Origin of the sequence: Porphyromonas sp. (assembly GCF_030529325.1) — a bacterium.
Lineage (GTDB): Bacteria > Bacteroidota > Bacteroidia > Bacteroidales > Porphyromonadaceae > Porphyromonas_A.
This window is the reverse complement of sequence record NZ_JAUMXC010000011.1, coordinates 38,824-51,556: the sequence shown is the minus strand read 5'-3', so window position 1 is coordinate 51,556 and position 12,733 is coordinate 38,824. Positions and strand designations below refer to the sequence as shown.

Below are 12,733 nucleotides of genomic sequence, written 5' to 3'. Positions count from 1 at the left end.
AACTGAATAGAGCATCTGACTACGGATCAGAAGGTTACAGGTTTGAATCCTGTCGTGGTCACTATCACAAGGCGCAGCCCTCGGTATCATACCGGGGGCTGCGCTATTTTTTTGTTTTCGGCGCATCTGTTTAGAATTGTTAAGGTAAATTGTTTTCTTTGAGTATATAAAAACTTTTATCTAAGTTTGCGCCCACAGAGAAACAATCAATCTAATTTAAAATCATACTAAAATCACTTCTGAAAGGGAGTGTACATCAGAGGATTAAGCAATGCGAAAAAGTTTGATGACCCCTCAGAGACTAAGCTCTCTTCTATTGGTGTTCGCAGTCCTTTTGTCGGGCTGTAAGGAGTCCTTCGATCAGGGCGTGACACAACTCCCCTCCTACATTTCTTTCGGATCTTCGGTAGACGGTGATGATATCCTCAGAGCTACGGGCGCTGCATTCGATATAGACGATCGGATAGGTATCTTTGGCTACGATGCCGGCACAGAGACAACGGCTGCGGATATCCGCAATCGTGAGTTTGTGACGGGTGGCAACGGTTATTTTTCGCCTGTCGGGAGGCGCATCGAGTATCCCGAGGGAGATCGGAAGTTTGACTTCTTTGCCTATTATCCGTATAGGGAGTTTACGGGCCTTGATGTTCCCCTTGATCTCACCAAACAAGAGGATTTCATGTATAGCGACAATCTTCGGAATGTCGCCAAAGCCACTCCTGCCGAGAATACACTTGTCTTCAAGCGTCAGCTCTCCAAGGTCATCCTGCATATATCTCCTACCCAAGAGGGAGCAACGATACCTTATGCTTCTGCAGTGTTCAAAGGTATCGTGAGTGCAGCTTCTTTTAACATCAAAAGTGGAGCCCTATCTCTCGATAAAACCAAGACTGCCGACATCGAGGCTCGTGTGACCTCTGTGGAGAACGGTGTTGATGTCACCATCATCCTCTTTCCTACATCAGAGAGCGGTACCAAAGCCGACATCATGGTGGGAGGAAAGGTTTATGAGTGGATCCTTGACAGAGAACTTCGTGCAGGGATCAGTTATCGATTCAACCTCAAGATAGAGGGAGGACAGATTATTACCACCCAACGAAGTGAGTACGAAGAAGTGCCGGTCTATACCGCAGGTGGTGCAGCTCCCAACAGTATCAAGGTGCTTCACTTCATGAACAAAAAGTGGATGGTACGTGCCGATAACTTCGGTCCTCGCAACTTCATGGTGTTGTACGACAAGGTGTTGAGAGTGCCTTATTGGGTGGCTCATCCTCTACATCCGACTCATATGGGGAAACAGGACAGGACAAATGCATGGCAGTATGATCCGGCAATCGATCCTGAACTGCAACCCAATCTGAAGAGGTCTTACGAAGCTGCCGAAGGTGTCGGTGAACTTGACCGTGGCCACTTGATGCCCAGCGGAGACAGGACGAAAAGCTATACAGAGAATGCTATGACGTTTTATTTTACCAACATGGCACCTCAGTCCGGGACATTCAACAGACAGTCATGGCGATTGCTTGAGGAGGCTGTCCGCTCATGGGTACAGTCTTATGGAGATACAGTCTACATCGTTACGGGTGTTACTTTTGAAAAGGAAACCAAGACCTATACGCTCGATAAGGATAGGAAGCGCTCTGCTGTGCCTGACTACTTCTATAAGGCGCTGATGAAGAAGCCCAAGAACGGAGCTCCTGCATGTATAGCATTCAAGATAAAAAATACACCATCGACAGGTAATCTCTATTTGAAATCCACCGTGACGATAGAAGAGCTCGAAAGGGTAACAGGATTTACACTCTTCCCTTCGGTATCGGATCCGGAAGCCAAAAGGCGTAAAGACTTGGACGCTTGGCTCAGAGTAAAAGCAAACTAATCAATTAACTTACATAAAACCTAAGACTTATGAACAAAATTAAAATTCTCGCTTGGGTCCTGATGGGGGCGATGGCGTTGACTGCTTGCGACAAAAAGCAGCATGGGGAAGAGCCGACTTTACCTGACACAAAGGTTCATTTTGCATCAAAGATCAATGATCTTCGTGTAGAAAACAACAAGTGGAACACCGGTGATGCTTTGGGTATCTACGCTTTGAATACCGGAAAGACCAACCTCACAACAGATATCTACAATAATTACGCCAATGTGAAATACACTTCAAATACCGATGGTGTGTTCACGGAAGCAGGTAGCCCTATCATCTTCCCAAAGGACGGTAGCGCCCTTGACTTTGTGGCTTACTACCCTTACCAAGAGGGTCTTGCTAACGGCATCTATAAGATCAATGTAAAAGATCAGTCAAATCCGGCAGCGTTGGATCTCATTTACAGCAATAGTGCTAAGTCGTACACAAAGGCTAATCCTAACGTGAACTTGATCTTCAATCATGAGTTGTCTTTTGTCACTTTGAAACTTTCTGCAATGCCTGGTGCTGTGGTCAGTTTTGAAGAACCTTCTGCAAGTTTCGAAGGTTTGGTGACTGCCGCAGACTTTAATCTTTCGAATGGGCTGCTAACTCTTGGAGAGACCAAAGAGAAGATGATCCTTAACGTCCAAAAGGTAAGTGACACTCAAGTGATGATATCTATGGTTCTTCTACCTGGAACAAAGATCGAAGAGGGAACACTCTCTGTCACTCTTGGAGGCAAGGAATACACATGGCAGTCGGAAGTCCGTACCCTTGAAAAAGGTAAGAAGTATGGCTATACTTTGGCTGTTGGGGAAGAAGCTGAGATCAAAACCATCTTTGGCTCAACAATCACAGACTGGACCGAAGAAAATATCGAAGGTGGTACACTAAAACCTAAAGAAGATCAAAGCGGTGGTTCTTCTCCTACAGACCCGGATAATGGTGGTTCCGGCAACGGTGACTCAGGTGACCAAGGAGGTGGAGATTCAGGTGATCAAGGTGGTGGCGACTCTACTCCTGCTCCAACTCCGGGTAATGCTGAACTTCTTTTCGCAGGATCAGACTTTGAGGATGAAGAGGTGTTCAATGCCTCATTGGATCCCAAACACCCACTAAAGCCTTTTGGGAAAATTATGGATGGTGGAAAGATGGGACAGAAAGCCCTCCAAATCAATACAGATAAAACAACTAATAATGAAGCACTCTTTACTGCTACTCATACAGACAAGTCTTTTGAGGGTAAAAGAAGAATAACCTTCTTCATGAAGGGACACTCAAGTAAGTCTTTCTCTATCTTTCTTTATTTAGAAGGGGGGGCTAAATATAAATCTTTTAATTTAGGAGCGATTTCTTCCGACAAAGAGTTGACCTCTTCTGGATCTGCCTCTTATGCGGGAGCTATTGACACAAATAACCAGTGGGTTAAAGTGACTCTAAATATTGGGGATATAGCGACTAATATTGCGAAATCAGGTTCTTTCTTTTCAATCAGGTATGGTAAGGAGGCTAATTATGATGTCTTTATAGACCATATAACAGTGGAATAAGGTCGCATCCGAATATCTAAAACGGAGCAGTGCAATCTAATGACTGCACTACTCCGTTTTTAAGTTTTCTGTAGGATTGAGTAAAAAAGGATATTATACCACTATTAGTCAGAAGATAAAATATTCCTCTCAGTGTGTTCTTTTCAGAACAAGCAGGCGAGGGCGGGGACTTTTTGTGCGAGTTTGATTGCGAGGTCTCCGAGGTCCTTGATTTTGGTGATCAGTTCGGCCTGTTTTATGTTTTTTCTCGCTGCCTCCTCTACTACCTCTATCAGCTTTTTATAGACCTCTTCATCGGTCGTTTTGGGCAGGATTTGGGCGAGTTCGGCTGCTGATAAGCCTTTCAGTTGTCTCAACGCTCTTGAGCTCTGACGACTGAACGCGAGGTCTGCTTCGCTAAATGAATTTTTGAATCGGTTCATTTCTTTATTTTATTTGTCAGTTCCTTCATCTTGTTTACTATCTCTTCGATCTGCTTTTGAGCCTTGTCACTTTTGATGTCTATCTCATTGCCTTTTTTGATTGCCAAGTCGATAAAATCGGAAAGTTCGATCAGCCTATTCGTGACAGTATTGTCCAGTCCTTCGAGTCCTACGACGGAAAGGGCTTTGCTCTGGGTCTCTTTCAGTGCTCTGTTGGACTCAAGGTAGGCTGTGAGAGTTGCATTGGCATAGATGGCATTTCTGTAAGAACGATCTATCGTCGCCAAGACTTCCTTTTCCTGTCTCAATATGGGCGTGAGGAGTTCTTTCTTTTTGGCCGCTATCTGTTCGTTGGCCGCTTCTGTAAACTCGAGCATGACGTTCAGAGCCTCTTCGGTTACCTCTTTTTCGTCCGATTTTCCGGCATTTACTATAGCTCCATATAGGGACTCCTCTCCCTCTTTATACTTGTCCAGCTCTATTTTCAAGACATAGTGAATGATATAGGGCGCATAGACATCTTCTATAAAGGTATTTATGTTTTCCTCTATCTTGGAGTAATACATCTTGATGGTGTTGCGGTGAGAGTCGTGCAGAGCTTGCAGATCATTTCCTACCATTTTCGATAGGGTCACGGTTTCTTTTGGTATTGATGCGCATGATGCCAGCGCCAAAAGCAGGAAAAAAACTAAGAAGCGTTTCATCTTTGTTGCGATTTATCGGTGAAGGATCTATCGAAAACATTATCTCCCCAAATTGCCTGATACTCCTAAGACAGGGGTAGGTAAATCGAAGTGATCAGTTCACGAACGATCCCATAATTCAACAATACGATTTTCTAAAATTGACAACAACAATCTTTTTCCTCAGACTGTCTGTTTTTAAATATACCCTTATTTCTTTATATAGGAGGCTTATTTGACAGAATAAAAAGAAATAATGGAGCTTTTTTACCTCATTTGCGGTATTTGGTGGCTGTGACATGGCGAAAAAAGGTTGTCTAACTTGACAAATGAAGTTAGACAACGTGCTGCATCAAATTAGACAACCTTTTTTCAGACCTTACGCACCCGGACTCCACGCACGGAGTGATTGTGCCCTTTCTCGAGGATGAGATCGGAACGAAAACGCGTAGGCTGTATGTTCTGCTCAAGATTGACGAGATTGATCTCCTCCCAAATACTATTCGCCATCGCTTTAGCCTCTTCCTCCGACAAATTGGCATACCTCGTAAAGAATGAGTCCGGATCTTGGAATGCCGTACGTTGCAACTTCAAGAACCTCGCTATGTACCACTCACGGATGTCGGAAATATCCGCATCCACATAGATACTGAAGTCGAAGAAGTCGGAGACAAAGACCTGACGCTTAGCCTTTCCCGGTGTCGTCTGCACCTGCAAGACATTGATCCCTTCCACAATAAGGATGTCGGGGTTGTCCACGATCTGAACCTCATCGGGGATCACATCATAATACAAGTGAGAGTATATCGGAGACTCGAGCTCACGACGACCACTCTTGACAGCGGAAAGGAAGCTCAACAAGCGCACAGCATCATAGCTCTCCGGAAAGCCCTTGCGATTGAGGATGCCACGAGCATCGAGTTCTGCGTTGGGATAGAGGTAGCCGTCCGTGGTGATGAGATCCACGTGAGGGGTGGCGGGGTTCATGGACAGTAGTTTGCGCAATACCCTTGCCGTGGTACTCTTGCCTACCGCAACACTCCCTGCGATACCTATGACATAAGGGATCTTGACTCCACGTCGATGAAAAAAGGTATCGTACTCTCCATGCAGACGTCTATGATGTGTGATGTGTATCTGCAAAAGACGGCAAAGAGGGAGATACACATCCTGTATCTCGTCAAAGGTGAGGGGTTCGTTGAGCCCTTGAAGATTTTTCAGGTTGATATCCTTGAACGGGAAATCCGGATGATCATCAAGCAGGCTCCACTCCTTGCGTGTAAAGCTCTGAAAGGGTGAAAAAGTCGCAGGATAAAGTGGGGGGAGTTTCTTTGTCACGTTTGTATGGGGAAGGTCTCTTCGCCTATATTGTTGATTAGTAGGGTTAGTTGTCCGCCGAGGCACACGGTAGTCATACCTAAGGCGTTACAAATGTAAGAGTTTTAGTTGAAATGAAGCACTGCGCCGAGTGTTTATAGGGAAGGCAACCAACCTCCTCTTCTGAGGTATGACACAACGAAGGGTGATATTGTCACTTACAAGGGCAACAGCTCATCCGAGGGTATTTGCGTTCCGCCTATACGCATCTTGACACCTGCGCGGAGATACCAAAGGCCGTGGACATTCATGTGTTGGAGCCCTTGATATCCACCTTCGAGATTGAGACCCCATCTGTCATTGAGCCACGTATTGAGACCACCTCCGGCATAAATAGGCACGAGGTACTTTTTGTCGCTTTGGTTGGATATCTCGTAGTCAATATCTTTGCCCTCTATCGTAATCTTTTCGAGAGGTTTCGCAAATCCATTGTACATATATCCGACCCCGACAGTCAAATACGGATCTATGGGTGCATATCTACGAAAATAGGTGCCGAATCTGTACTGAGCTCCGATATTGGTGAGAGCTACCCACTCAGAGGCTTCACTCAAAGACTGACTCAGCACTACAGCTCGGTGTGTCCCGATTTCTCGACCGATAGACATGTCTACACCAAACAACACTTCTTTCCTGTCTGCGGAGATCAAATAGTGATGATCCGGCTTGGATGCGTCAAGGATCTTGAGACGAGATAGGCCGAGGGCATTGGACCCGATAGAAAACTCCCATGCTCCCTTAGTCCGACACTGTGCAGAGAGTTGACCCATGAGCAAAAGTAGAGAAGCGACCGTATATAATATTATCTTTTTCATACCTTATCAATCCTCACTATATGTTACTTTCACAGGTGTTACTTTGCCATCGTATGCCGGATTCAGCTTGAGTTTGTACTGACCTGAGTCGGCAGGATCTTCTACCAACTCACGATGAATATTGTCCAAGCCATTCCAAGACAATGGACCACTCTGACCCGAGGTAGGATACCACAAGAATGTCACGGTGAGCTTTGAACCAAGTTTCACATCCTTGAGCTCAAACGTAGGATTGCCGAGAGTCGGATGTCTTTCGGATGAGTCTGCGTACTTATTATCACCGATACTTGCCACAACAAAAAACTCGGTTTTTGCCTTTGCCTCCTCGACGGTATATGGGGGATACAAAATTGTTGTGTGTTCGGGCTTCACAGTGACCATCCTCTTTGTCTGTGGGAAGAGTGCATCAGCCTTGATAGTGCTTGTATCGAGTTCTCCTGTGATGCGTTCAAAAACCTATCGTACCGTCAGGATATGTTTTCTTTTTATGAAGCGTGAGACTCTTGATCTTGGGTAAGTTTTGTGCCGGTGGGACTTCAAGGATGATCGGAGCCTGATGATACCAATGTGCTTGCCCATATCAAAGTCAAAGGCATAGTAGTTGCGTTGCCCATCTCAAAGGAGACTCTTATCCAAGACGAGATCGGAATCTACCACAGACCTTTGGATGGCATAGAACCCATACTCTTGATCCACATTCAAATAAACGGTAATCTTATGTCCTTGAGCAGCCAAGACAAAAGAGTTGGGATTGGCAGGGTCTGAGATGCGATAACCAACGCCATAATTCCCAAACCTCGGACGCACTTTGTACTGGAGATAATCCGGGATAGTCTCCCATGAGATGTCAGGAGAACTTTACAAAAGGAGCACTAAAAGCCGGATTCTCTCTGAATGGCAGCATTTCTATCGGGCTCCTGAACTCTCCTGAGGCATCGGCAGTGAAAGCAATCGTAGGATCAAGCCCCGGCATGTCGGTCACAACAGCTTTGGAAGCTAATTCTCCATTCCCGTCATAACCCTTGTAGAGGACGCCGTCGGGGTGGTAATTTATAACATTGAAAAAATATTGTTTGTGGTTTTGTCAAGTTCTCCTTACTTTTGTGCTAACAAATTGGGCGTAGGGACTTTCCTACACATTAATAGGTTTATTAGGCACTTTAACGGAGGTGGGTGCACAAAGGCTCTTCCTTATTTTGGCATAAATAGAGATTTAAGCAATGAATAGAGTATTGGGATTGGCCGGACTACTGCTGGGAATCCTCATATGCGGGTGTGGGACACCCAAACGTGATGTCGTCTTCGTGGTCAAGAAGACCAATGATGCAAAAAGACTGGGCTACCACGGTAAGATAAAAAGCTACGTCGCCGGAGAGTACCAAAAGGTCATGGGCAGCTACGTACATAGAGGAGGGTATTCGTACGAGTTTGACAAAGAAGGTCGGATGCTCATGAGATATAAGAATGATGAAGACGAGGGCTATTCCCAAGAATACTCATACATCGGAGATGAGAGAGGAGCTCTCATCATGTGCAAAGTGACCGAAGACCTCAAAGACACGATCCTCACGGCATATAACTATGATGGGTGTGGCAATTGTGTCAGGATGACAGACTTCAAGATCGTCGTAGCGGATACTTTGCGCGTAACGGTCACAGAGATGACCCATGATGACAAAAACTTGCTGGTGACGAAGGAGATCAGGCATGAGGGCAACTCCACCAAAATGCATGAGTGCTACGAGTACGACGCGATGGGACATTGTTCTTCGACTAAAAAGTATGAGTTGGCACTGAATGAAATCCCCGATCCGCAGAGAAGTCCATCTGTCCTGCACCGATACATCTATGATGAAGCGGGACATTTGATAGAAGAAAAGGAAAATAAGGGAGGTGCGGAGTCTGTCTCTATGACCTACAAGCTGGACAACAAAAGCAAGATCATAGAGTACAAAAAGCTGGAGGTAACTCCGGCAGAGACACATGAAACGATAGAAGAATACACATACAGCCCCGAAGGGAAAAGAGCTTCCAAAAGTATACACAAGGATGGAATCCTGGTACAGCAGCTGACTTATAACGAACATGGGCTATTGAGCGAACGCAGATACTATGACGAGGGCGGCATACTTAACGAGCTTTGCCTGTATGAGTATGATGACTACAACAACATGAGCAGTATAAAGGTCTACCATGGCCCATGGGACTGGCAGGATAGGAAATGTGATGCATTTTGGGATATCCGGATCGAGTACTACGATGATGATGTAAAGACTGAACAATGATATAATTGATAACTAATGAAACTATATGGTATGAAAAAAACAGTATTTTTTTGCTCCTTGATAATAGGGATGGTGCTCTCTGCATGTCAGACACAGCAGACATCCCAATCGAAAGGGAACCGAACCAATGATGTCGAAAAGATGGGCTACCACGGCAAAGTGAAGACCGTCAAAATCGAAGAATACACTCCCGACAAACGTGCCGGTGAGGGATTGGCTCTAAGCAAGACCAGCAACATCCGGTTTGATGAAAGCGGACGCTTGATGTCTTCCATCGGCTTGGGCAATGTCAATAAGACTTGCAACTATGGAGAGAATGGTAAAGTATCTGAGATCGTGGAACTGTACAGAGACATCAAGATGCATGCCTTCCACTCTTATGACAAGAGAGGAAACTGTACTCGCATAGACTTGTACAAGGTGTACCGTGGGGACTCTACATTGGTTGAGGTACGCACCATGGAGTACAACGACAAAGACTCTATCATCTCTTACTCTTCGATGCCGAAAGTAGAGGCGACAATACAGACTGTGATCCACTATGGTTATGACAAGAACGATTGCTTTGTAGAGAAAAAGGTATACTCAGCACCCTATGGTGAAGAACTCAATACCGCAGGAGACGTCACAACCCACATCAGAGCAAAGTTTGACGACCAAAAGCGTCCCATACAGATAGACAAGATGTCGCTTGTGGATGATATCTATACCAAAGACATCGAGTACAACGACAACGGAGACATAGCTAAAGAGATCCTTCACAAACCTGACGCACAACCTGTCGTGACCGTCTTTGAATACACTTACAACAGTGAGGGCAAAAGAGCAGAAGCCATCGCTATAGTCGATGGAGTAAAGTCTCAGAAGACCCTATACGACGACAAGGGGATGAAAACAGTGAGCGAGTGGTACAGAGAAGATGGCATTGCGTACGAACGCACAACTTATGAGTATGACGCAGAGGGAAATATCGTGACATTCTCTATCTTCCGCATTGACCCTAAAACCAATGACTTGATCGAGTCTTACAGAGAGGTAAGGAGCATAGAGTACCACAGTTAAGAAATCATCACTTATAACAAAATAAAAAAGCACAGATAAAAATGAGTCAAAATTCTACTATCGGAGCAAAAGGAGTAATTGTACTTGTGTTGTTGGCTATAGGGGCGATCCTCGTCCTCATGTTCGGGCTGCCCGTCTACAACGTGTGGAGAGCTGAGATGAACGGTCGTGCCGAACTCATGCAAGCCGAACAGACCAGAAAAATAAAGATCGAGGAGGCTAAAGCCAACCTTGAGGCGGAAAAACTCAATGCTCAGGCAGAAATCGAACGTGCCAAGGGAGCAGCTGAAGCTATCCGCATCGAAAACGGCAGCCTCACACCGACTTATATCCAATACCTTTGGGTGCGCCAGCAGGGTAATCTCAATGACAAAACGGTCATCTACATCCCTACGGAGACCAACCTTCCGATCCTCGAGGCAGGAAGGACTCCCGCTTCTCCAAAACCTTCCCACTAAGACGTACGGAAGTTGATCGATTGATATAGTCTGCCAAAGGTGGCATCCCTAGTGAGATTGTCACCTTTGGCAGACTATTTGCATACAATATAGTGACGATGAGTCTGAATGCCGGTACAAAAACAAACTGTATCGGTGTATTATCTTTTTGTATTACAACATATTATATAATATAGAGATGAAAGCAAACACTAACGAGAATGAGCATAAGGAGTTCGCAGAGAACCAGGAAGAATTGGAAAAGGAAAGCCCTGAGTGCTCTGCTGATACAGAGGAAACAGACAAAGAGGCAGGAGAGACTGACGAAATGACGTCTCTGCAACAGCAGTACGATGAACTCAAAGACTCATACCTCCGTCTCATGGCCGAATACGACAACTTCAGAAAGCGCACCCTCAAGGAAAAGTCGGACTTGATCAAGTCCGGAGGAGAGAGAGTCATCAAGAGCTTTCTCGACATCTGGGATGACCTTGACCTTGCTATCGACAATATCGACAGTGCTACGGATATGGATGGTGTCAAAGAAGGGGTTAAGCTCATTCGCACCAAGTTTGAAACAACAATGGGCAACCATGGAGTAAAAGAAATCCCCACAGTAGGAGAAGACTTTGACTCTGAAAAATACGAAGCCGTGGCTATGACCGTCGCTCCAACACCCGAACAAAAAGGTAAGATCATCGAATGTGTCAAAAAGGGCTACTACCTCAACGATAAGGTAATAGTACACCCTATGGTGATTGTAGGCAATTAAAAATACAGGGCTGGGTAAGATGGCAGAAAAAAGAGATTATTATGAAGTCCTCGGTGTCTCCAAGACGGCGACAGATGAGGAGATAAAAAAAGCATACAGAAAAACGGCAATCAAGTATCACCCGGACAAAAATCCAGGAGATAAGGAGGCCGAAGAGAAGTTCAAGGAAGCTGCAGAAGCTTACGAGGTACTTAGCGATCCACAGAAGAGAGCTTCGTACGACAGGTTCGGTCACCAGGGTGTCGGAGGAGCTGCCGGAGGCGGATTCGGTGGGGGGATGTCTATGGAAGACATTTTCTCACAGTTCGGAGACCTTTTCGGTGGACACTTCGGTAGCAGCTTTGGTGGTGGATTTGGCGGCTTCGGAGGATTTGGTCGTGGAGGTCGTGTGGTAAGACCCGGGAGTGATATCCGTGTTACAGTAAAGATGACACTGCGTGAAATCCAAACCGGTCTTGACAAGAAAATCAAAGTCAAAAAGAAAGTCTGCTGCAGTCACTGTGATGGCTCGGGAGCCGAAAGCCCTTCAGACATATCCACATGTACCACATGTAACGGATCAGGAGTAGTTACAAGGGTCCAAAACACCTTCATGGGGCAGATACAGACACAGTCAGAGTGTCCTACATGTAGCGGAACCGGGAAGATGATCACCAAAAAGTGTCACAAATGCGCAGGCACAGGACTCGAAAACGGAGAAGAGGTCATCTCATTCTCTATTCCCGCAGGAGTCAGTGGTGGCATGACGCTAAGCGTGTCTGACAAGGGAAATGCAGGACCTAACGGAGGACCCAACGGAGACCTCCTTGTCCTCATCGAGGAAATACAGGACACACAGTTCATCAGACATGGTAATGATGTCCTATACACCCTCCTCCTCCCACTATCAACCGCAATCCTTGGGGACAAGGTAGAAGTCCCTACCCTTGATGGAAAAGTCAAAATCACCATCGAACCGGGGACACAACCCGGCAAGATATTGCGCCTGAGAGGGAAAGGTCTGCCAATGCTCAGAGGGTACTCCTCCGGAGATCAACTCATTTCCGTCAATGTACACATCCCCACCAAGCTATCGGCAGAGGATCGCAAGTATGTTGAGTCAATGAACGATCACAAAGCATTCATCCCGACAGAAGAAGATCAAGCAGACTTCATCAAAGCACAACGCGCAAAATTTGAGCGCAACTAACTAAGAACCAATGCAATCAAAGCAAAAACAAAGAATCAGGCTTGTTAAATATTTAAAAATATTCCACTCTGATTCCCAAAAGATTTGGAAGGAGAGGGGAAAAGTACTATCTTTGTGATGTGTTTTTCATGGTATTAGATTTAAGGTTAACAACGAAAGATTGGTTGTCGTGAGACAACCTTCTTTTTTTATACGTCGTCCTGCTGCACTCTGGATTTGTCCGGTACAGCAG

Annotated in this window: 14 protein-coding genes; 8 read left to right on the top strand and 6 right to left on the bottom strand. The window is 45.5% G+C overall.

All coding sequences use genetic code 11. The features are described from left to right. Positions 1-271 precede the first annotated feature (271 nt). Together Q4A14_RS03210 and Q4A14_RS03205 are read left to right on the top strand one after the other, a co-directional pair. Complete coding sequence (locus tag Q4A14_RS03210; RefSeq protein WP_303169892.1) at positions 272-1,879, top strand: DNA/RNA non-specific endonuclease; 1,608 nt, start codon at positions 272-274, stop codon at positions 1,877-1,879. Between the two features lie 29 nt (positions 1,880-1,908). After that, on the top strand, positions 1,909-3,459 hold the full coding sequence (locus tag Q4A14_RS03205) for a fimbrillin family protein (protein ID WP_303169891.1): 1,551 nt from the start codon (positions 1,909-1,911) through the stop codon (positions 3,457-3,459). A 143-nt stretch (positions 3,460-3,602) separates the two neighbouring features. Here Q4A14_RS03205 and Q4A14_RS03200 read toward each other — a convergent pair whose 3' ends face one another. The 6 genes from Q4A14_RS03200 to Q4A14_RS03175 form a co-directional block, all read right to left on the bottom strand. Next, positions 3,603-3,881 carry a hypothetical protein gene (locus Q4A14_RS03200; RefSeq protein WP_303169889.1) on the bottom strand — a complete coding sequence of 93 codons (279 nt, stop codon included), beginning with the start codon at positions 3,879-3,881 and terminating at the stop codon, positions 3,603-3,605. Continuing rightward, a complete protein-coding gene (locus Q4A14_RS03195) occupies positions 3,878-4,585 on the bottom strand; it encodes a hypothetical protein (protein ID WP_303169887.1) in 708 nt (235 codons plus the stop codon). Before Q4A14_RS03195 ends, Q4A14_RS03200 begins: the two co-directional genes overlap by 4 nt. Before the next feature lie 351 nt (positions 4,586-4,936). Beyond that, positions 4,937-5,902, bottom strand: a complete 966-nt coding sequence (gene coaA, locus Q4A14_RS03190) for a type I pantothenate kinase (RefSeq protein ID WP_303169885.1) — start codon at positions 5,900-5,902, stop codon at positions 4,937-4,939. A 197-nt stretch (positions 5,903-6,099) separates the two neighbouring features. Next, entirely contained in the window at positions 6,100-6,756 is a 657-nt protein-coding gene (locus tag Q4A14_RS03185) for a hypothetical protein (RefSeq protein ID WP_303169884.1), read from the bottom strand. A gap of 6 nt (positions 6,757-6,762) precedes the next feature. Then, on the bottom strand, positions 6,763-7,128 hold the full coding sequence (locus Q4A14_RS03180; RefSeq protein WP_303169882.1) for a hypothetical protein: 366 nt from the start codon (positions 7,126-7,128) through the stop codon (positions 6,763-6,765). Between the two features lie 243 nt (positions 7,129-7,371). After that, positions 7,372-7,563, bottom strand: coding sequence for a hypothetical protein (locus Q4A14_RS03175; protein ID WP_303169880.1), 192 nt, complete (start codon positions 7,561-7,563; stop codon positions 7,372-7,374). 32 nt (positions 7,564-7,595) lie between these two features. On the opposite strand from Q4A14_RS03175, the gene Q4A14_RS03170 reads away from it, so the two are divergent. The 6 genes from Q4A14_RS03170 to dnaJ all read left to right on the top strand — a co-directional run bounded on the left by Q4A14_RS03170 (position 7,596) and on the right by dnaJ (position 12,501). Continuing rightward, positions 7,596-7,775: a hypothetical protein gene (locus Q4A14_RS03170; RefSeq protein ID WP_303169879.1), complete on the top strand. Its 180-nt coding sequence runs from the start codon at positions 7,596-7,598 to the stop codon at positions 7,773-7,775. Positions 7,776-7,976: 201 nt separating this feature from the next. Further along, on the top strand, positions 7,977-9,041 hold the full coding sequence (locus Q4A14_RS03165; protein WP_303169877.1) for a hypothetical protein: 1,065 nt from the start codon (positions 7,977-7,979) through the stop codon (positions 9,039-9,041). Positions 9,042-9,071: 30 nt separating this feature from the next. After that, on the top strand, positions 9,072-10,103 hold the full coding sequence (locus tag Q4A14_RS03160; RefSeq protein WP_303169875.1) for a hypothetical protein: 1,032 nt from the start codon (positions 9,072-9,074) through the stop codon (positions 10,101-10,103). A gap of 35 nt (positions 10,104-10,138) precedes the next feature. Next, positions 10,139-10,561 carry a hypothetical protein gene (locus tag Q4A14_RS03155; RefSeq protein WP_368492353.1) on the top strand — a complete coding sequence of 141 codons (423 nt, stop codon included), beginning with the start codon at positions 10,139-10,141 and terminating at the stop codon, positions 10,559-10,561. Positions 10,562-10,739: 178 nt separating this feature from the next. Continuing rightward, positions 10,740-11,312: a nucleotide exchange factor GrpE gene (locus tag Q4A14_RS03150; RefSeq protein ID WP_303169872.1), complete on the top strand. Its 573-nt coding sequence runs from the start codon at positions 10,740-10,742 to the stop codon at positions 11,310-11,312. Positions 11,313-11,331: 19 nt separating this feature from the next. Then, positions 11,332-12,501, top strand: coding sequence for a molecular chaperone DnaJ (gene dnaJ / locus Q4A14_RS03145; RefSeq protein ID WP_303169871.1), 1,170 nt, complete (start codon positions 11,332-11,334; stop codon positions 12,499-12,501). Positions 12,502-12,733 lie beyond the last annotated feature (232 nt).